Genomic DNA, 22,361 nt, shown 5'->3' with positions numbered 1-22,361 from the left:
ATCATCAAATTACCTCATGGAAAAACCCGTTCACAAGCTGTTCCTTCTTGACGCCATGGCGTTGATATACAGGGCCCATTTCGCATTCATCAAAGCGCCCCGTATCACGTCGAAGGGACTGAACACCAGTGCAGTTTTCGGCTTTACAAATACCCTTCTGGAGGTGCTTCAAAAGGAAAAACCCACACACATCGGGGTTGCATTCGATACCGCTGCCCCTACTTTCCGGCACATTCAGTTCGAGGCTTATAAGGCGCAACGTGAAGCCCAGCCGGAAGATATTACCGTGGCCATTCCGCTTGTGAAACGGTTGCTGAAAGGAATGTGTATACCTATCCTGGAATTGGATGGCTACGAGGCCGACGACATCATCGGTACCATTGCCAAGGAAGCATCGCTGGCCAATTTCGAGGTTTTCATGATGACGCCCGACAAGGATTATGGTCAGCTGGTTGAAAAACACGTACATATTTACAAGCCGGCATTTCTCGGCAAAGGCGCGGAAGTACTGGGCATTGCTGAGATTCTCGAACGCTGGCAGATCCAGCGTATCGATCAGGTAATCGACATACTGGGACTGATGGGCGACGCCGTCGACAATATTCCGGGGATCCCGGGTGTGGGTGAAAAGACCGCACAGAAACTGATCCAGGAATACGACACCATCGAAAACCTCATCACGCACGCCGACGAGATCAAAGGCAAGCTGGGGGAAAAGATCCGTGAAAACTTTGACAAAGCCGTACTCAGCAAACAACTCGCGACAATCGATTGCAAGGTCCCGGTGCCGTTCGATCCGGAAGATCTGACGATTTGCGCGCCCAATGCAGAGCTGATCGCAGAGCTTTTTGATGAACTCGAATTCAAGACCCTCAAGGCCCGCGTTCTGGGGGCGTCGGCGTCCACCGCGACACCCGCTCTCGCCCGTCCGGCCCCGTCCAAGAGCACGAAAGGCCAGCTGGACCTGTTCGGCAATCCCACCGAAGAAATCGGGCAGCAACCCGCTGTCATCAGCGGCGACCTTTCCGATGGAGAGCCCGCCGGGGATACTTCCGAAGAGCTCCGTATACCAACCACCAAACGGACGATCGATAACACGTTTCACCGGTATCACGTCGTGGATACGCCCGAACTCATGACGAGCCTGGCTCACTACCTGAGCTTACAGGACGCATTCTGTTTCGACACGGAAACCACGTCGCTGGATACCATCGATGCAGAGCTGGTAGGGCTTTCATTCTCCTATTTGGCCGGCGAAGCATTCTATATTCCCGTGCCGGCGGAACGGGAGGCCGCCCAGGAAATCGTGGAGCATTTCCGCGGGGTTTTTGAAAATGAAAACATTGAAAAAATAGGCCAGAACATCAAGTACGACCTGCTTGTGCTCAAAAACTATGGCATTGAGGTCAAAGGTAACATGAGCGACACCATGCTCGCGCATTACCTGCTCGAACCGGATAAGCGCCATGGGATGGACATTCTCGCGGCTTCCTACCTCAACTACGAACCGGTGTCGATTACCACGCTGATCGGTAAAAAAGGCGGAAAGCAGGGGAATATGCGGGACGCGGCGATTCCGGAGATTGCCCAGTATGCCGGCGAAGATGCCGACATCACGTTTCAGCTCAATACGATTTTCCGCCGTGAGCTTCCGAAAGTGAACGCCGCCAAGCTCTTCCAGGAGGTGGAAATGCCGCTTCTGAATGTTCTGGCATCCATGGAAAACACCGGGGTGAGACTCGATATCGGTGCCCTGAAAGACATGTCGGCCGTACTCGAACTGGATCTGAGGCAAACTGAAGGTGAAATATACGAAGCGGCCGGGCAATCCTTCAATATCAGCTCGCCCAAGCAGCTGGGTGAGATCCTGTTCGAAAAGATGAAGCTGATCGACAAACCGAAGAAAACCAAAACCGGCCAATACGCAACCGGAGAGGAAATCCTGTCCGATCTGGAGAGCAATCACCTGATCGCTCGCAAAATTCTGGATTACCGCGAATTACAAAAACTAAAATCGACCTATGTGGATGCATTACCGACCATGGTAAGCAGCCGCACGGGCCGTATCCATACCTCTTACAACCAGGCCGTGGCCGCAACGGGCCGTTTAAGTTCAACTAACCCTAACTTGCAGAACATCCCGATCCGGACGCCGCGGGGACGCGAGATCCGCAAGGCATTTGTGCCAGACAATGATGATTTCCAGATCCTTTCGGCCGATTATTCGCAGATCGAACTCCGGATTATGGCGGCTTTTAGCGGCGATGCGAGTATGACAGAGGCGTTCAACCAGGGACGCGATATTCACGCCACCACAGCCAGCAAAGTATTCCAGGTGCCGCTCGACCAGGTCACTTCCGACATGCGCCGCAAGTCCAAGATGGTCAACTTCGGTATCATCTATGGCATTTCCGCATTTGGCCTGGCCCAGCGGCTGGCCATCCCGCGCGGAGAAGCGAGCGAGATCATACGGGCCTATTTCGAGGAATTTCCGGCCGTGAAAGGTTATATGGACAAAATCGTGAACGACGCCCGCGAAAGAGAATACGTGGAAACGATCCTGGGCCGCCGCCGTTACCTGCCGGACATCAACTCCCGCAACCAGACAAACCGCGGCTATGCCGAGCGAAACGCCATCAATGCACCCATCCAGGGCTCCGCGGCTGATATGATCAAAGTGGCGATGATCCGTATCCACGATTTCATGAAGGCTGAAAAACTCAAATCACGCATGATCCTGCAAGTGCACGATGAATTGGTGTTCGACGCGCACCGGGATGAGATTGCGTTGCTCAAAGAGAAGGTGGACGAACTGATGCGTAATGCGATCCCTATGGCCGTGAAAATGGAGACGGGTATCGGTGTCGGTGCCAACTGGCTCGAAGCGCACTGAGCCGTTTAAAACAAGCAAAAACGCCGTTCGCTGATTGATTCAGCGAACGGCGTTTTTGCATTAAATCTGCTTAGACTGTTATTTAGCCACCCACGTCCGCGTATTCAGGTCGTCGGTTCCCTGGCGTTTCACCGCTTCCTCACGGTTGGCGCCATTCAGCGACTGCTCCGACAAGGGGTAAATGAAACGTACCGGCACTTTGTTCTGGTTCAGGTTGTCTGGGCCTGGTTTGATCTCCGGCATACCTGTACGGCGCCAGTCGAACCATGCTTCCAGGCCGTTGAAATAGAATGCGACCCATTTTTGCAATGCGATTTTTGCCAGTTTTTCCGCGCCCGTGCCCGTGTATGCGACGCCCGGCTGCGTGTAGTAAGACGCGTCCGGCGTAACGTTGATGCCGTAAGAGGACGGTACCACGCTTTTCCAGTAGTCAAAATTGCTTTGAATACCTTTCGTGTAATATCCCTCGGCCGTTCCGGTGGTTATCAGTGCTTTTTCACGTGCTTCGGCGAGGATGAACTGTAATTCGGAATAGTTCATAATGATACCACGCGGTGCGGCAGGATCCGGCGGAGCCTGGCCAGGATCATTGCAAACGAGACAAGCAAACGTATAACCGACGCGCGACACGCCCTGTGGACCGCCATTGTAGTTCAATGCCGGCACATCACCCAAACCGTTGGGAACACCTTCAATCACCGGCTTACCAGCTGTTACCGACGATTGTGAAGGACGCCCGAAAACCATCAGACGCGGATCTTTCAAAGCTGTAAGGCGATCGCTCAGCGTCTTACTCACCCGGAATTCGTCGAATGAACCTACCCGCGCGCCGTACAGTGCCCATTGGTTCGGGGCCGAGGCGAGGTATTTCAATTCCGCATTATCCTGGATTCCCTCGAAAATTGGGTTTTTCGCGGGATCTGCGAGGATTGCCTGCATGTCTGCTTTCACATCCTTCTGTTTCGAGATACGCATCAGGTAACGCAGACGCAAAGAGTTGGCAAGTTTCCGCCATTTGATCAGCGAACCGGTACCTCCGCCGAACAGGATGTCCCCCGAAACGGCCGTCGTGCTCGTAGCGAGGATATCGTTGGCAGTTTTAAGATCGGCCAAAACGCCCGCATAAACGCTTTCCTGCATGTCGTATTTGGGGAGATATACCCCGTCGGTTTTGCCTTTTGTGGCCTCGGTGTAAGGAATATCACCGTAGGCATCCGTCGCCAGCGCGAACATCCACGATTTCAGGATCAACGCGATGCCTTTGTAAGCGTTCGCGTCGTCGGTACCAACCTGGTCGAGGATATTCTTCACATTACGCATATTGCCGTAGACATTGTCCCAAATGCTGTTCTGCTGCCCCCACAGGTAACGATCCTCATTCACAAACTGGATCTTGGCATGGTGCTGCACCACGATGTTACCGATGCCCCAGGCGTCGCCCACCTGGCTGTTGACCATGTTCCTGATCACCCCAGCCAGCAGCAGGTCGGGTGTGACATCGTTCGGAACGTTATTGTTGGTGTTGACTTCCTCAAAGTCATTGGTACATGCCCCCGCCGACAAGGTCAGCGCCGCCATGATGTATATCGGAATTAGCTTTTTCATTGTTCTCCAATTGAAATTTTACAGTTTGAAACTCACATTGAAACCATAGCTGCGGCTTGAAGGGATCGACATGTATTCGATACCTGGCAGTGCAGTTCCGCCGTTGTAAGCCATTGTTTCGGGGTCCACATGCGGTACTTTCGACCACAATGCGAGGTTACGTCCTACCAAAGAAATGGTGATGTTCTTGATCGGCGAACGGCCCAGGATGCGGTTGGGGATCGAGTAGCCCAGCTGTATTTCACGAAGTTTCACGAATGAAGCATCATACATCACACCTTCGGCGATATTGCGGCCGCCGGTATATGCAGTATGCCACGCGCGGGCGGTCAGTTTCACGTCGTTTTTGCTGAAAGAGCCGTCCGAGTTCTGCACCACGCCGTCGCCGATCACACCATTGCCCGGCTTATTCAGATCGTAGCCGTCAGCGCGTCCTTCGAGTGTTTCTTTGATGATACCACCCTCACGACCAACAACTTGCGTTTCAGAAAACAGTTTCCCTCCGTGACGGATATCGAACAGGAAGCTCAGCTTCACATTCTTGTAATTGAACTGATTGGAAATACCTGCGAGCCAGTCGGGATTGTAGTTACCCATTTTCTGAACGTTGGTGGTAGGTACCGGACGACCGTCTTTGTAGACGATCTGGCCTACGTTCTGGCCCGTTGCGTCATAATAAGGCTGCGCCGGGTTGCTATTTTGAACACGTGCGAACGCAATGCCATACATATCCCCCATTCTTTCGCCCACGCGTGCCTCAATGCTCACCCCCTTGCTCGCCATCACAAAATTGGTAATGCCGTCCGAAAGTTCGAGCACTTTGCTGCGGTTAGCCGAGAAATTGATGCCGATATTCCATTTGAAATCATTGATTTCGACGGGAGTTACATTCAGCATTGTTTCAAAACCCCAGTTTTTGATCTCACCTGCGTTGAAGAAACGACCATTATAGCCCGTTGTTTGCGAGAGAGGGATTTGCAGGATCTGGTTTTTGGTTTTGCTTTGATAGAATGTGAAATCCAGACCTACACGGTTCTTGAAAAAACGTAAGTCCGCACCCAATTCATAGGCCGTGCTAATCTCAGGTTTCAGGTTCAGGTTGGCAAGACGGTCGGTTTCGCCGTAGATCTGCGAGCTTCCGTAAGGCGTGCTCGGGTTGTACGCCTGCGTGAACGTGAACGGATCGGTATCGTTACCCACCTGTGCGAAGCTGGCGCGGAGCTTGGCAAAGGAGACCACCTCAGGAAGCTTCGTCATATCGCTCACTACGGCACTCAACGCCACCGATGGATAGAAGTAGGAGTTGTTTTCGGTGCCAAATGCTTTCAGAGCCTTCGGGAGCGTCAATGCGCTGCTCCAGTCGTTACGCGCTGTGACGTCGAGGAAAAGGTAGTTGCGGAAGGAAACCGATGCCGAACCGTACAAGCTGTTGATACGCTTGCCTACCTTGCTTTGCGAAGCTACCAGCGCAATGCGTGAGTTGGTCAGGTTATAAATGCCCGGCAGGTTCAGCTGGCCTGCATTTTCTTCATCGTAAATCGAACTCTGGCGATTCTGGTTGCCCCCGAAAGTCGCCGAGATGTTGATATCCTTGCTGATGTCCTTGTTGAAAGAAAGCAAAAAGTCGCTGTTACGCTCTTCCGTGTTGATCTTCGTTTCACGGAACTGGCCGAATGGGAATCTCTGGGTGCTGAATGCGCGGCGGTATTCGCGGCGCTCGTTGCCCCAGTCGGTAGCGGTACGAACTTGCAGGCTCAGCCAGTCGGTGAAATCGTACTTCAGGATAACGTTACCGATAATGCGGTTGACATCCTGGCTGTTGGTGTTTTCGAAGACAGTCAGATAAGGGTTATCGTGATAGTTATAGTTCCAGCCAAACTGACGCCGGCCTTCGAGGCCGTTCATCCATAAACGTTCCATATCCGAAACCTTCACCGAACGCGGCAGCCAGCAGTTGAACAGGTACATAATGCTCTCGGTACCGTAGCTGATCGACGGGCGGTTACCGCTGGCGCTTTTAATGTAGCTCACAAATGTCTTGGCCGAAAACTTCTTAGTAAGATTGTAACCTGCACTCAATGAGACCGTATGACGTTTCAGGTCCGTATTCGGCACAATACCCGTCTGGTCCAGGTTCGTGTACGACAACCGGAAGTTGCCCTGGTCATTATTGCCGATCAACGCGACATTGTTAGTAAGCGTCCTGCCTGTTTTGAGGAAGTTTTTCAGGCCGTCCACGTCCGGTAGCCAGGGCGTCGGCGTGATTACGCTTCCCGCCGGCGCATTCAGGTCGCCGCCGAGGTAAGGTATCGCCTGCCCGTTCAGTGTGCGCGGTGAGTTATATTGCGGATAACTCTGGCCGTTGAATGCCGGGCCCCAGCCTTCATCGGTGCCGTCGGTCAAACCGCCGCCGCCGCCGTTTACGAAGGCAAAATCACCCCCATTTCCATTTCCCTGCCCATATTTATTCTGATATTCAGGCAGTTTCAAAGCGCGCTCGAAGGTGGTGTTGCTGTTCACCTCCACACCGATACCTTTGTTACCTTTCCCGGATTTGGTCGTGATCAGGATCACCCCGTTCGCCGCTCTGGATCCATACAATGCCGCCGCGGCAGGTCCTTTCAGAACGCTCATCGTTTCGACATCGTCGGGATTGATAAAGCTCGCACCGTTGCCGAAATCGACTTCCAGGTTACCCTGTCCCGAACCGCCAGTGATCGAATTACTGATCGGTACACCATCGATCACGTACAAGGGCTGGTTTTTGTTGAGATCCACGGACCGTTCACCGCGGATCGTTACCCGTGCCGAACCGCCGATCCCCGACGGGCTCCCTACGACGGTCACCCCGGCTACCTTACCCGCCAACTGGTTGACAATGTTGGTCTCACGAGCTGTGACAATGCTTTCGCCTTTCAGCTCCTGCACTGAATAGCCCAGTTTACGGACGTCCTTTTTAATACCGAGAGCGGTTACTACTACCTCTGCCAGTTGTTTCTGATCGGCGATCAGCGTCACATCCGCCACCGCACGACCGCCAACGGTAAGTTCATGTGACACATAGCCCAAGAAAGAAAAGGTCAGCACCGAGCTGGCGCCCTTCACTGTGATCTGGTACTTTCCATTCGAATCACTGACCGTCCCGTTGTTTGTTCCTTTTTCAATGATACTCACCCCTGCGAGAGGCGCTTTATCATCGCCGGAAATCACCTGCCCGGTGACGACCGACTGCGCGATGCCTGCATGCGAGTACATCAGGCCCGTGAGCGCGATGCCCGCGCACGCGCCGCTTCTGAAAATACTTAGCCGGAAGCACAAGTAAAAGTGTTTGATCATGAGCACTTGTTTATTAAGGTGAGAAAATAGAATGGGCAAACGATGCCTTTTAAAACGCAAAAATCTATTTAATTAAAGTCTATTGTGTTAAGTATTTATTAACATACTATAAACAAATCGGCCATTCGAAAGAACCTTCTGGCGCCCTGTAACGACAACTGATCAATGCTTGAAACGCTCACGAACTGCTGCACACACGACTACAACACTCATGCCGCACCCACGCTCGGCAGCAGCGCCGTATTCCTTTAAATTTACAAAATCAGATTTAATAAAAAAGCGATCGTACGTTGCTCTATTCAACTGTTTAGTAACATTTTAAACATATGCTGCTTTTAAAACCCTAAAACAGGCTTCGCACTGTTGAAATAATACAGGAAAATCTTTGAAGTGGGCTATTCGCGGATTATTGCGTCGGGGTGGTGGTCTGGCTTAAAGGTGATACCTACATCAACTCTTTCCGATATACGCTCAACGGAAACTATTCATCCTTGTTGAACTTTTAATCTTTCAACAGGCACGCTGGATCATTCTTCTGTTACTGTTTATTGGAATTGTCGTATTAATGGCGGACCAAAAAGAACCGATCGCCATGTTTACCTACCGAGAATGTGAAATAATCCGTCTGATCGCGCAGGGATTAACATCGCGCGTCATCGCCGACCGCTTGTGCCTGAGCACGGAGACTGTCAAGTCCCACCGTAAAAACATTATCCGCAAAATTCCGGAGGTAACGGACCAACCGACACCCCTGCTCGAATTTGCGATTGCATTCGAAAAGAAGCGTGAAAAATCACTCTAAAGGGGGGATTTACTCGTCGATAGCCGCGAATTAACTTTGTCTTTCAATCTAAAACACATCTATCTATGAAAAAAATAATTGCCTTGATCTTCGCCATTGCTCTTGCATTTGCAATGATTTTCATCTCATGTGAACAGAACAATGAGCGTCCGGAATTCCCAAGTTACCTCCCTAACGGAGCAGAACTGGCACAACAACATGGCGGTCTCTACTTCAAAGAAGGTCGGGTATCCATGAAAAAGGACACCGACAATGGACAGGAACGGCTACAAATTGTCTTGACCAATGGTGGAATCAAGCCGCACACGGTAAACGTCTTTCTCGAAAAAAAGGACTGGAATAGTCTTCAAATAAAGTCCGGCGATTTTGAAGTCTTGTATCTGAAACATCTGATTGTCTTAAACGAGCCGCAAACGGGTTTGCGATATACTTTTAGCGTTGCTTCCGAAGAGTTGCTGAAACTAGAAGCCGGCCTTCCTTCGAGCTACTTCTCAAATTCCGCTGTCGAAGCGATCGGTATTGCATTTCAAGGCCCGCTGCCGACATTGAAAGGCAATCCGGAGAATGTTGCGGAAGTCTGCCACTATTCCGGAGGAACAGGGAGCTCATCTTGCTCGAATGCCTGTTGTAGCATAACGTGTAAAACCGGCTATTATGCCACATGCGGTAATTCATGCAACTGTACCAAAGACGAGTGAAATATGGATGCAAATTTATTTTTTTAAAGAATGGACAAGGGGCCGCCTATCAATGGCGGCCCCTTTTTATCATCCAAAGAACCTTAAAAAAATTCATACTATTTCAAGATATAATAGTAGAAAAAATTCCGAACTTCGCCCTTTAATTGTAAACAATACACTTAATACATTCCAATGCATCATTTGTTTCAGAAAGTCTCCCTCCTTTTCCTGGCGTGCCCGGTAATGGTAATGGGCCAGACAGCGAAGGGAAATTACTCTCCTCTTCCTCTCAAAGACCTCAGTGCGTTTGAAAGTGCCGCCACCAACTGGTCTGTCCAGGGTGGCATTGCCATACATCCGGCCGGTACCGTAAAACCCAAGTCCATGCCTGGTAGCGGTGTACTGGTCGGCAACGTCGGCACAGCCCTGATCACCCGCCTCAAGGCCAGCGACCTCCGTCTTTACGTAGAATTCAATGTCTCCCCTGGCGCAGAGGGATTCATCGTATTACCGGGAGGCCAGAAGGTGAAAATCTCGGACAGCAGCAAACAAAAGACAGCGGATGCGTCGACTTCCGGCTACGTCGGTCAGTTCCCTACCCAGAATGCCGCCAAATCAGCAGGTCTCTGGCAGACGCTGGAACTTTCCTATGATGCATCGGTGGCACAGGTAGCCAATTCCGCAAAGCTCAATTCCCTCGTATTAAATGGTGTGACTGTACTTGAAACTGTGTATCTGCCCAATTCCAAAGCGACCGGTGATGGCCAGCCGCTCGCATTCGAAGTGACCAAAGGCAGTATCGCTTTCCGCAATGTCGGCTATCAGCTCCTTGCTAATCTTAAACCGCTGTCGATCAGCAACCTGAATTATAAGGTATATGGTGATAAATGGGATGCTAAGGAATATAGCAAGCTTGATCACGAAGGAAAATCTCCCGTGCTAACCCAGGAAGTGACCAACGGAATGCGTGAATTTCACCTGGTGTACGAAGGAGACGTGGATGTGACCGAAGCGGGTGACTACATCTTCACAACCATTTATTCAGGCCCTGTCCTTTCCCTCGATGTAGATGGCAAAAATGTTTTTTCAGGAGGTGAAAGCACTTCTCAGGAAACGCATACCGGCTCTGCGAGCCTTACCCAGGGAAAACATAAGTTCAGGATCTACTATTCCCGCTTCCCATGGCGGCAACCCGCGCTCGGCCTCCGCGTAGAGAAAGCGGGTGTACGCCCTTACGACCTGCACGCATTATCATCACTTCCGGAGCCTGAACCGAAACCCTACATCAGCGTAACGCCCGAAATGCGCCCTGAAATGGTACGCTCATTCATTTTGGTGGAAGGCGAAAAATACAAACGCACGCATTGCATTTCAGTAGGCAGTCCCGACGGCTGGAACTACACGGTCGATCTGAACCGTGGCGCACTTGTTCAGGCATGGCGTGGACAGTTCGCGGATGTTACCGAAATGTGGTACGAACGCGGCGAACCCCAACTGCTCTTCCCCGCAGGGTTGAAAGTACACGTATCCGGCAGAAGCAGTGTGGCAGTGCTTGAGAACACATCCGTCGCATGGCCGGATTCCTCCAACATCAATTACCTCGGTTACAAGATCGACCCAAAAGGATACCCGGTTTTCCGTTACGCAATCGGCGGTGCGACCGTGAGCGACGAGCTGCAATCCGGCGGAAACAGCCTGACCAGGACTTTCCGGGTCGACGGCTCTTCGGCAGGTGCCTTGTATTCATTGCTGGCCAGCGGCAAACAAATCGTCGAAATCGAAAAAGGACTCTATCAGGTGGATGACCGTTTCTACGTCCAGATCGACAAAAAAGCAAAAGCGACTGTGCGTCCCGCAGGCGAAATGAAAGAGCTCATTCTGCCCGTATCCAATCAGACAAGCTACTCGCTGTTCTGGTAGGCTTGACAAACATTTAACCATTTGATTTCCATCAATGAAAAATATCCTTTTAACTACGCTGATTTCTGCTGGTTGTGTGAGTGCTTTCGCGCAGTCAAAACCCAATAAGATTGATGATTACTACCGCATCATCACCATCCCGATCCCAGAAAACATCAAAATGGAAGTAGGCGGGATGCAGGTGCTGCCAGACGGCCGCCTGGCAACTTCGACACGCCGGGGTGAAGTGTGGATGGTTGGCAACCCCTATCTGAAAGGCGACGGCAAGCCATCCTTCCATCGTTTCGCTTCCGGACTGCACGAGCCGCTCGGCCTGCTGTATCGCGGCAAAGATTTCCTGATCTCACAACGGGGCGAAGTAACCCGCCTGGAAGACACCGATAACGATGGCGTCGCAGATGTGTACGATTCATTTACGCGCTGGCCGCTTTCCGGCAACTATCACCAGTACTCCTATGGTCCCGTAGCCATGCCTAACGGCGAAATGCTCGTTACCCTGAACCTCGACTGGGTCGGCCGCGGCGCCAGCCAGTCGAAATGGCGCGGCTGGATGCTCAAACTTGGCCAGGACGGCAAGCTCACGCCTTACGCAACAGGCCTCCGCTCGCCTTCCGGCTTCGGATCCTACAAGGGCGATATTTTCTATACCGAAAACCAGGGTGACTGGGTCGGTTCCGGGCGTATGACACACCTGGAAAAGGGCGATTTCGCCGGAAACCCCGCCGGTTTAAGATGGAGCAAGGAAGTAGGATCGCCGGTTAAACTCAGCCCCGAGGATGTTCCCAGCACCGGAGAACCTTTATACGACGTAGCCAAGAAGATCCCGGGCATCAAACCGCCGGCTGTGTGGTTTCCGCATACGTTGGTGGGGATCTCTACCTCCGATTTCAAAGAAGACGTCACCAACGGCGCATTTGGCCCTTTCACCGGCCAGATGTTCGTGGGAGACCAGGGACACAGCATCATCACCCGTGTAGATCTTGAAAAAGTGAACGGCGTGTGGCAGGGGACCGTTTTCCCCTTCCGTGAAGGATTTATGTCCGGTATCCTGCGTTTGGAATGGGGCCTGGACGGCTCGATGTTCGTAGGACAAACCAGCCGTGGATGGTCCGCAACAGGTAAGGAAGAGTTTGGCATCCAAAGGCTCGTTTGGACCGGCAAGATGCCGTTTGAAATGAAAACCGTGCGCTCTATGCCGGATGGTTTTGAAATCACATTCACCAGCCCTGTCGACAAAAAAGCAGCAGCCGATCAGGACGCCTATAAAATGAGCAGCTTCACATACCGTTACCACAAAACTTACGGAAGCCCGATCATCAACACCCAGGAAGTCCCTCTTAAAGGCATCATCGTTTCGGAAGACGGCCTGCGCGTGCGTCTCGTAGTGGATCCCGCGTCCCTGCGCAAAGGATATATCCACGAAATCAAGGCAGAAGGTGTAAAATCTCCCGATGGAAATGCGCTGTTACATACAAACGGGTACTATACCCTCAATGAAATTGCAGGAGGTTCACCGGCCAGCGCATCACAGTTCACAACGACCGTAAAGGCGGTTGCCGTCGACCACAGTGCACATAACATGTCTGCCACCGAGGCAGCCACCACGGCACCGTCGGCGAAGCGGGTGACGGAAATGCCATCGGGCTGGACCAACGGCCCCGACCAGGTGGTAACAATCGGCACGGTCCCCGGCCTGAAATTTGATATTTCCGAAATACAGGTAAAAGCGGGCAGCAAGATCAAGATCGTCTTCAACAACAACGACGATATGCTGCATAACCTGGTCATTACCAAACCCGGAGCTGCCAATGCGGTAGGTGAAGCAGGACTTAATCTGGGACTGAAAGGCTCCGAGCTGAATTATGTTCCCAAAACCAATGATGTCCTCTTCCACACAAATATTGTGGAGCCTGAAAAATCCGAATCCATCTACTTCGTTGCACCGAAGCAAGAGGGCACTTATCAGTACGTCTGCACTTTTCCAGGGCATTACACGCTCATGCAGGGAAAACTAAAAGTAGTAAAATAACCTTCCGGATGCCGGACGGACTGATCCGTCCGGCATTTATTTCCCCCTGACATTTACGTTCCGATAATTACCTGCCAATTACAAGGAGAATGGCATTACGGACTACTTTGATTGGTATAATTCATTGATTTAATAAAACATTGCCGTGGCATTAAAGATTTGAACAAAGAAGAAAACATATCGAATGCAGCCGACATGCACGCAGGATTATGGCTGCGGTTCAGAGCCGGGGATTCCGACGCATTGGGCCGGCTCGCTCAGCTGCATTACCGGGCACTTTACAACTACGCCACCAAATTCTCCTCCGATCCGGATTTCATCCGTGATTCAATCCAGGAACTCTACCTGGAACTCTGGGAAAGGCGGAACTTCCTCTCCGAAACGGTTTTCGTCAAATCGTACCTCCTCAAAGCACTCCGTCACAAGCTGATCAAGGAAAGTATCCGGCTTAAACGCTTCCACGAGCCGCAGGTAGCCATGTTCGATACCGACCCATCGGACCCTTCCATTGAAACCAACATCATCGAAGCAGAGCACATCCGCTTCCAGAATGGCCATCTCAAACGCATTATCTCTCTGCTCTCCAAACGCCAGCAGGAGATCATCTACCTCCGTTTTTACCAAAATCTCGACAACGAAGACATTGCCAGCGTAATGGGCCTGGGCCGCCAGAGCGTGTCCAATCTGCTTTACCGGACATTGAAAGAGATTAAGGAGATATGGGCACCGGCGGAGTTTTTTTGGTTGTTGCTCGTGTATATTATCCATTAAGGGGATATGCGTACAGCGTCGAACTACAAATGTGGAAACGCCACCAGTACTTCTTTTCGCTAACCATAGCCATCACGCTGCTTCTCTCTGGGCACTGCCCGGCTCGAACAAATGTCAGCCGTTTCGTGCGTGAAAATGCACAGGCGGTGCGCTCGCTGAATTTCGATGAGCCATTCACTGAGCTCGAATGCATCGGCCAAGCGATCGGGGATGCGCGCATTGTGATGCTCGGCGAGCAGTCCCATGGTGATGGCAGCACGTTCCTCGCCAAATCGCGCTTGCTCAAATACCTGCATGAGGTCAAAGGGTTTGAGATTTTAGCCTTCGAAAGCGATTTCTATGCACTGACCGCCGGTTGGTCCAGTATTCCCAAGGACTCCGTTTCGATCAGGCGATTTTTAAAGCCCGGGGACACGGTGCGGTCACGGCTCAATGGTTCAATGTCTTTGATGGAATATTCTATATCCGCGAAATGATGCCTGCGCACCTGATACGGTAATCTCAAATCAAATGGCGCGAAGGTATCCTTCGTGCCGAGCTGTTCGGCAACATTGCACGATACATTCTATATTTTAAATATATATTAAACAATATAAACTATTTAAACATATAATACTTTTAAAATTTACACACCATTCTCCCCATTCTCCCTTTCCTCCTTGCCACGACCCTTCCTTTATAACTTTTCAAAATTTTTTTTGACTTTTTTGGTTATCCCGGCATTCAAAACAGACATACCATTTTAAAGAGCCCGCAAATACTCTGAACCGTATGTTTTTGTTTTACCGATGAGCTTACACCGAATTTTTACTGTGGAGGAACTGGCGACGGACGAATCGTTCCGCCGTTGGGTGATGGCGCCCACGCAGGAACTCGACCGATACTGGCAGCATTGGCTGCAACAAAACCCCGATCGTGCGGGCATTGCTGCGCGTGCCCGGGAGCTCGTACTCGCGGTGCATGAAATCTACAAAGACGACCTCTCGGACGAAACGCTCCAGCATGAAATCGCTGAGATTACGCGCTTGGCGGAGGAGCGTAAAGCGGACGACCGTGTGCCGTTCTACCAGCGGGCGATTTGGAAAGCTGCGGCGGTGCTACTGCTCACCGGCGGACTAAGCTGGCTTTATTATACGAAGAATAATGCAATAGCACCGGCTGGAAAAGGGCAGGAAATTATTTTGGAGAGCGAGATGCTCGTCAAAACCAACCCGACGGAATTGGAAATGACCGTGCTCCTGAGCGACAACAGCGTGGCTACGCTCGCCCAAGGCAGCAGCATCCGGTATCCCCGGCATTTCACGGCTCATGAGCGACGTGTGTATCTCACGGGCGAGGCGTTTTTTGATGTGGCCAAAAATCCCGCGCAACCATTCCTGGTCTATACCAGCGAAACGGTGACCAAAGTGCTCGGTACGAGCTTCCGCATTAAGGCACTTGAGGGCGATAATACCGAAATGGTAGCTGTTAAAACCGGGCGTGTGTCGGTGTATGCCAAGAAGGAATATGAAACCTCGCAAGGAGCCAAACCCGCGGGTGTGATCCTGAACCCCAACCAGCAGGTAGTATTCAACCGCAAGGAGAACAAACTGGAAAAAGCCGGCACGGCCAATCCGGTGCTGCTGGCTGAATCGGCGGTGCTGAAAGACCAGGTATTCGACGACAGGCCAGTCACCGAGGCGTTCGATGCACTGGCAAAAGTATACGGGATCAGCATTGTGTACCAGCCCGAAACACTTTCCAACTGCGTGATCAGCGCGCAATTCGGCGATGAAAACCTGAAACAACGATTGAATGCAATATGCCAGGCGATTGGCGCCGGCTATGATATGGAGGATGGTCGCGTTGTGATCCGTTCCAAAGGTTGTAATTAATGTGCTGCCAAACGGCAATTTCTAAATTCTAAACCCTTTTCAGAACTAAAATCACCTACCATTAATCCCCGATTTGCCTATGACATACGAGTAACTCTGCTTACCCTTGAATGATAAAGAGCCAGTGATGATTGCGCCATCACCGGCCCTGCGCCTCCCCTCGCCCGGACTGGAATCTGTGGCGATACAGGAGCATTTTGTCCCATCATTTCAATCCTGAACAAAACAATCAAAAGTATGAAAAAACACCGATACCTACCCCGGCTACTTTACAGGGCTATGAAAATATCACTTTACCAATTATTTATTGCCCTTATCTTCGCTACTGTGTCAACAGCAGGCACCGTTGAGACGCAGGATATTCTGAATCAGAAGATTACCATACAGGTCAGCAACCTGGAAATGAAGACTGTGCTAACCAAACTGAACAAGCTGACGCAGCTGCGTTTTACATACAGCTCATCACTGATCAAATCACAGCGGAGGATATCCCTGAACGCCGTAGACAAGCCGCTGAGCGACATTCTGGACGATTTGTTCAAACCTGTCAATATCACCTACAAAATCGATGGAAAACAGGTGATCCTGATTAAAGGCAATAGCGAGCCCGGCAGCGCCCTACCCGAAATCATCCGTACCCAGAGCGGCATCGACCGGAACATCACTGGTAAAGTGACCGATGAAAAGGGATTTCCCCTGCCCGGGGTGAGCATTGTCGTGAAAGGAACCAAGATCGGCACGGCAACTGATACCGAGGGTTCGTTCCAGCTCAGTGTACCCGATGCAGGCGGTGTTCTGATTTTTTCATCCGTAGGCTATACATTGCAGGAAATCCCGGTCGGTAACCAGTCCAGCTACGATATTTCGATGGTACCCGACGTCCGTAACCTCGAAATGGTGGTTGTGACCGCATTGGGGATCAAGCGTGATGCAAAAAAACTGGGCTACTCCACAGCCACGGTAAACACCGAAGAACTGACGACCAACCGCACCACTAACCTAGGTAACAGTTTGCAGGGAAAAGTGGCGGGTTTGAATGTGACGCCGCCTGCGAGTGGTCCGGGTGGTTCTACCAAGATCCGTATCCGCGGCCAGTCGTCTTTTGGCGGCAACAACTCCCCATTGATCATCGTAAACGGCATTCCAATCAACAACAGCAGCGTTTCGGCGGGCGGTTCGAATGGAAACGGCACGGGCAATCCGACAGGCGGCTCTTCCGACGCGGGCGACGGTCTGCAAAGCATTAACCAGGACGATATCGAATCCATGACCGTGCTGAAAGGTGCGGCCGCTGCAGCATTGTATGGCTTCCGCGCAAAGGATGGTGCGATCATCATCACTACCAAAAGCGGTAGCAAAACAACCGGTATCGGTGTGGAGCTGAACTCAAATTTCCAGGCACAGCAGGCGTTGGATTATACAGATTTCCAATACGAATACGGCCAGGGAGAATTCGGGAAACGCCCAACCAACGTGGCAGAAGCGCAAAGCTCCGGCGTATTTGCATTTGGCGAGAAGCTCGACGGCAAGCCAACGCCTCAGTTCGATGGAAGTACCCAGCCATATGTGGCGCATAAGGACCGTATCAAGCAATTTTACCGCACAGGAACCAGTTTCACTAATTCAGTAGCATTGTCAGGCGGCAATGAAAAAGGAAACTTCCGCCTCTCTTTTGCGAATACCGATGCCAATGCGATCATGCCGAATTCGGCTTATCATAAAAGAATCTTCAACCTGGGCCTCAATTACAAGTTTACCAAAAAACTTTCGGCCCAACTGAACGCGAACTATTCCAACGAATACAACAAGAACCCGCCCCAGATCGGTATTCAGGATATGAATGCGAATACCACCATTTATACCCTGGCTACCAGCATCGACACCGACTGGCTTAAAAACCGCAAGGATGCCAACGGCAACGAAATGCCCCTGGCGCGTTTTACCAACCGGAATAACCCGTACTGGGTAGCCTACGACCGCTTCGAAAACGTACGTCGCGACCGGATTTTCGGTAATACTTCGGTACGGTATGATTTCACCGACTGGTTGTTCGTGCAAGGCCGCATCGGGCAGGATTACTACACAAGGCCGTACAACTACAACCGCCCGACGGGCACCCGCTCCATTGGCGCCGTCGCGACCGGTTTCAACGGCTATTATTACCAGGATGTCGCCACTTTCCGCGAGCGCAACATGGACATCCTCATTGGCGCTAATAAAACATTTGGTGACTTCGGCATCGACATTACATTGGGCGGCAACCAGATGTTGCAGGTCAGCGACAATGTATCGACTGCCGTGACCAACTTCTACGTGCGCGACCTGTACACGATCGCCAACGGCCAGGTCAAGAACCCGAATTATGGTTACAGCAAAAAGAAGGTTAACTCTATTTACGGATCGGCGGAATTTTCCTACAAAAACTTCCTTTTTGTGAATGTAACGGGCCGCAACGACTGGTTCTCGACACTCAATCCGCAATCAAACAGCTACTTGTACCCGTCCGTAAGTGGTAGCTTCGTGTTCAGCCAGGCATTTGCCAATGCGCCCGAGTGGCTTACATATGGTAAACTCCGCGCTGCTTACGCCGAGGTAGGTGGCGATACCGATCCTTATTCGAATAACCTGTACTATGCGATCAATGCCAACCCGTTCAATGGAACGGCATTGGGTAACCTTCCATCGACGGTCAGCCCGAATGCAAACCTCCGTCCGCTGAAAGTAAAAGAAACGGAAGTGGGTCTGGAATTCAAGACATTCGATAGCCGGTTAAACCTGGATCTTTCATTGTACCGTAAAAACACCGTCGATGAAATCCTGAATGTCAGCATTTCGAATACTTCCGGTTTTAGCCAGACCAAAGTAAATGTGGGCAAGCTGCGCAACCAGGGTGTCGAGTTCCTGTTGACCGTCGTGCCTGTCCGTAACGACAATTTTACCTGGGAAACCAGCTTCAACGGCAGCTACAACATTAGCAAAGTGATTGAGCTGGCCGAAAGACAGGACCGCTTCGATGTAGGTACGGGTGAATTCTTCGGCATTGTTTCCCATGAAGTGGGCAAACCGCTGGCTTCCCTACGCGGATTCGACTACAAACGCGACGACCAGGGCCGCATCGTTACTTCGGGCGGTTTGCCGCAGCAGGGCAACCTGACCACCTTCGGCAGCGCGATCCCGAAATGGGTGGGCGCGTGGGTGAACACCATCAATGTGAAAGGCATCCGGATCGGTACTCAGATCGATTTCAAGGCTGGTAACAAGATCCTTTCGAACTCGAACCTGAACTTCCTGCGGGAAGGACTTTCGAAACCATCGCTTGTAGGCCGCGAAGGCGGCGTGTTGCTGGAAGGCGTAACAGCCACCGGCGAAGCTAATGCACAGCGCGTGGAAGCGCAGCAGTTTTACACCGCCTACCGCAGCACCAACCTGGCCACACCTTTCGTATACAATGGCGCATTCGTGCGTTGGAGAACGCTTTCAATCGGTTACGACCTCTCCCGCTTCGTACGTGACAAGACCTTCGTGAAAGGCCTCACCGTATCGGCGATGTGCAACAACGTGCTGATGATCAAGAAGTACATCGATAACCTCGATCCCGAAGCACAAGTATCCGCCTCCGACAACCTGCAAGGCATCGAAACGCATACGCTTCCGACGACAAGGAGTTACGGTATCAACCTGAATATTAAGTTGTAAAAGGGAAGAAAGGGAGGAAGGAGGAAAGGGAGGATGGACAGGAAATGGACTCATCCACTCATTCACTCATTCACTCATTGACTCATTCACTCATTAAAAAATTAAACATGAAACGAATATTCATATACGCAACAACGCTCGCCATACTTGTATCGGCCAGTTCCTGCGATAAGGGATTTGAGGATGTAAACAAAAATCCGGTACTGGCGACGAGCGTCGATCCGGTTTACCTGTTCTCGAACTCGCAGTTCACGTCGGCCATTGCCACGCAGAACTACCAGATGCAGATCGTCCAGCAGATCAATACGCCTTACACGGGGGTGCTCGAAGGCGGGAACCATAATGCGGTTTCCGATCCCAATTCGAACGCCAATTTCAACTCGCTGTATTTGCAAAACGGCCCTGTAAACCTGTTGACGACGGTTATCGCGCAAACGAAGGATAATCCGGCGCGCAGCAACCTGTACCACATGTCGCGGATCTGGAAGGCCTATGTATTTATGGTTTTGGTGGATACCTATGGCGATGTGCCCTATTTTCAGGCAGGAAAAGCATTTCTGGAAGGCATTAACCTCCCGAAATACGACGACCAGAAAGTGATCTACGACGATATCCTGAAAGAGTTGCAGGAAGGCACCAAAGGACTGGACGCGTCCAAGGCGATCGAAGCCGGTGACCTGTTTTTCAAAGGAAATATCGCGCAATGGAAGAAGCTCGGTAACTCGCTGATGCTGCGTGCTGCGATGCGTTATTCCAAAATCGACGTCGCGAAAGCAAAGCAATATATAGCGATAGCCGTTGACCCTGCGAATGGCGGCCTTCAAAGTTCCAATGCCGACAATGCGCTGATCGCATTCAACAGCACTTTCAACCACCCGCTGGCCAACTATTTCCAGGGTACCGAGCGTGGTAATGTGTACCTCGGCAAAGCTTTGGTCGACTTCCTGAAAACGACCAACGATCCGCGCATCCGCGTGATCGCCGTTAAATACGAAACGCCGGGTAACCCGCTGGCGACTGTCGGCGCCGAGGATACTGCGCCTGCCAGCCAGGAAGGAATGCCTTATGGCTACAACGAATCGACCATCGCGAATGCGCCGGGTTTCCCCGGAAAGATCGGTTCTGCATTCAAATATTCGCAGATCAACCGTCGTACGCTGGGCAAGATCGATGCGCCGGAGTTTTTCATTACCTATTCCCAAACTTCGTTGCTGCTGGCCGAGGCGGTACAACGCGGCTGGGCAACGGGCGATGTGAAAGCCTTGTATGAAGCAGGCGTTCGTGCGCATATGAACCAGATGGCTACCTATGACGTGTTAGCGACCATTTCGACTGCCAACCAGGATGCATTCCTGACGGCTAACCCCTTCGTACCGGCCAAAGCACTGGAACAGATCAACAACCAATACTGGATCTCGTCGTTCCTGAACGGCTCCGAAGCCTGGGCGAACTTCCGCAGAAGTGGTTTTCCGGTGCTTCCGGTCAACAATTACCCGGGTAAAGACCCGTCGGTGAAAGACTTTATCAAAAGATTGGTGTACCCGGTTCTCGAACGCTCTGTGAACGAGGCCAACTACAAGGAGGCAGTCGCCAGAATGGGCCCTGACGAGCTCGGAACGCCCGTTTTTTGGGATAAATAATAATCAATACTAACCCTTAATTTCTCTTTTATGCTTAAACAAACCTTGCTTGCGGGAGCGTTTGTGCTGGGAAGCGTCGCTTCCTACGCACAGGCGATCTCCCCCACTCCTGATCAGATCAAAGCCTACACCTCCGGCTGGAAGGGCGCGCGGTCGCCGGATGGCCGCCCCCATGTATCGGACGCGATCCTGGCCCGCCTGAAAAACATTTCGATGGAAGAGGCCTGGGGCGTGCTCCGAAACAAAGGCTACCACAACCAGTTCGAAGGCGAATGGCAGCTGATCCACAACGACAGCACCATGACCGGACGCGTGGTTACCGCTCAGTACATGCCCGCCCGCCCCGATTTGCAGGACCTGGTGAAGGAAACCGGCAAAAAAGAAGGCCGCGTACAAACCGGCGGTACCAACTCCTGGCCGATCGACGTCCTGAAAGAGGGTGATGTGTACGTGGCCGACGGCTACGGCAAAATCGCTGACGGTACCCTCATCGGCGACAACCTGGGCAACTCTATTTACGCCAAATCCAAACGCGGGGTGATCTTTTACGGCTCGGTACGCGATGTGGAAGGGTTGAGCGAGATCAAAGGCTTTAACGCGTGGATCAAAGGCCAGGATCCGTCGTACATCCAGCAAATGATGCTCACGAACATCAACACGCCGATTCGTATCGGTCGGGCTGTGGTGCTTCCGGGGGATGTTGTTCTGGCTAAAAAATACGGTACGATCTTCATTCCGGCACATTTGGTGGAAGACCTGGTGATTACATCGGAAGTAACGGCCCTGCGCGACGAGTTCGGGCACCTGCGCCTGCGCGAGGGCAAGTATACGCCCGGAGAAATCGACACCAAATGGTCGGACACGATCCAGAAAGATTTTCTGAACTGGGTCAACAACTACCCCGGCAAGCTGCCGATGACGAAGAAGGAACTAGATGACTATTTGAAGGAAAGAAATTATTAATTGCTGTAAGTAACAGGCTTTAAGCAATAAGCAGTAAGCTATAAGCATCAAGTTATACATAAAGCGTTTTGCGAACCTGGTGGTATGCATATAAAACTTATAGTCTGAGGCTTATGGCTTAAAGCATATAGCTTACAGCTTAAAGCATCAAA

Annotated in this window: 13 protein-coding genes; 11 read left to right on the top strand and 2 right to left on the bottom strand. The window is 51.5% G+C overall.

The features are described 5' to 3' along the window. Window positions 1–16 precede the first annotated feature (16 nt). Window positions 17–2,893: a DNA polymerase I gene (gene polA / locus BP71_RS05025; RefSeq protein ID WP_496377243.1), complete on the top strand. Its 2,877-nt coding sequence runs from the start codon at window positions 17–19 to the stop codon at window positions 2,891–2,893. A gap of 78 nt (window positions 2,894–2,971) precedes the next feature. On the opposite strand, the gene BP71_RS05020 is transcribed toward polA, so the two are convergent. Both BP71_RS05020 and BP71_RS05015 read right to left on the bottom strand, forming a co-directional pair. Further along, window positions 2,972–4,498 carry a SusD/RagB family nutrient-binding outer membrane lipoprotein gene (locus BP71_RS05020; RefSeq protein ID WP_496377241.1) on the bottom strand — a complete coding sequence of 509 codons (1,527 nt, stop codon included), beginning with the start codon at window positions 4,496–4,498 and terminating at the stop codon, window positions 2,972–2,974. An 18-nt stretch (window positions 4,499–4,516) separates the two neighbouring features. After that, window positions 4,517–7,834: a SusC/RagA family TonB-linked outer membrane protein gene (locus tag BP71_RS05015; RefSeq protein ID WP_496377239.1), complete on the bottom strand. Its 3,318-nt coding sequence runs from the start codon at window positions 7,832–7,834 to the stop codon at window positions 4,517–4,519. Window positions 7,835–8,426: 592 nt separating this feature from the next. On the opposite strand from BP71_RS05015, the gene BP71_RS05010 reads away from it, so the two are divergent. The 10 genes from BP71_RS05010 (at window position 8,427) to BP71_RS04965 (ending at window position 22,209) form a co-directional block, all read left to right on the top strand. Further along, a complete protein-coding gene (locus BP71_RS05010) occupies window positions 8,427–8,636 on the top strand; it encodes a response regulator transcription factor (RefSeq protein ID WP_496377237.1) in 210 nt (69 codons plus the stop codon). A 65-nt stretch (window positions 8,637–8,701) separates the two neighbouring features. Beyond that, window positions 8,702–9,334 (top strand): hypothetical protein, encoded by a 633-nt coding sequence (locus tag BP71_RS05005; RefSeq protein ID WP_496377235.1) that lies wholly within the window; start codon window positions 8,702–8,704, stop codon window positions 9,332–9,334. 174 nt (window positions 9,335–9,508) lie between these two features. After that, on the top strand, window positions 9,509–11,236 hold the full coding sequence (locus BP71_RS05000) for a 3-keto-alpha-glucoside-1,2-lyase-like domain-containing protein (protein ID WP_496377234.1): 1,728 nt from the start codon (window positions 9,509–9,511) through the stop codon (window positions 11,234–11,236). 34 nt (window positions 11,237–11,270) lie between these two features. Beyond that, window positions 11,271–13,265 carry a plastocyanin/azurin family copper-binding protein gene (locus BP71_RS04995; protein WP_496377232.1) on the top strand — a complete coding sequence of 665 codons (1,995 nt, stop codon included), beginning with the start codon at window positions 11,271–11,273 and terminating at the stop codon, window positions 13,263–13,265. A gap of 159 nt (window positions 13,266–13,424) precedes the next feature. After that, window positions 13,425–14,036, top strand: coding sequence for an RNA polymerase sigma factor (locus tag BP71_RS04990; RefSeq protein ID WP_496377230.1), 612 nt, complete (start codon window positions 13,425–13,427; stop codon window positions 14,034–14,036). A gap of 29 nt (window positions 14,037–14,065) precedes the next feature. Continuing rightward, a complete protein-coding gene (locus BP71_RS04985; protein WP_496377228.1) occupies window positions 14,066–14,512 on the top strand; it encodes a hypothetical protein in 447 nt (148 codons plus the stop codon). 312 nt (window positions 14,513–14,824) lie between these two features. Beyond that, the gene (locus BP71_RS04980) at window positions 14,825–15,910 is read left to right on the top strand and encodes a FecR family protein (protein ID WP_496377226.1); all 1,086 of its coding nucleotides are present in this window, start codon (window positions 14,825–14,827) and stop codon (window positions 15,908–15,910) included. 237 nt (window positions 15,911–16,147) lie between these two features. Continuing rightward, window positions 16,148–19,606 (top strand): SusC/RagA family TonB-linked outer membrane protein, encoded by a 3,459-nt coding sequence (locus tag BP71_RS04975; RefSeq protein WP_496377224.1) that lies wholly within the window; start codon window positions 16,148–16,150, stop codon window positions 19,604–19,606. A gap of 107 nt (window positions 19,607–19,713) precedes the next feature. Beyond that, complete coding sequence (locus BP71_RS04970; RefSeq protein WP_496377222.1) at window positions 19,714–21,246, top strand: SusD/RagB family nutrient-binding outer membrane lipoprotein; 1,533 nt, start codon at window positions 19,714–19,716, stop codon at window positions 21,244–21,246. Window positions 21,247–21,276: 30 nt separating this feature from the next. Then, on the top strand, window positions 21,277–22,209 hold the full coding sequence (locus BP71_RS04965; protein WP_496377220.1) for an RraA family protein: 933 nt from the start codon (window positions 21,277–21,279) through the stop codon (window positions 22,207–22,209). Window positions 22,210–22,361: the final 152 nt, after the last annotated feature.

It is taken from the genome of Dyadobacter ginsengisoli DSM 21015, assembly GCF_059568735.1.
The sequence above is the reverse complement of the archived record's forward strand: the minus strand, read 5'-3'. Positions and strand labels throughout refer to the sequence as shown.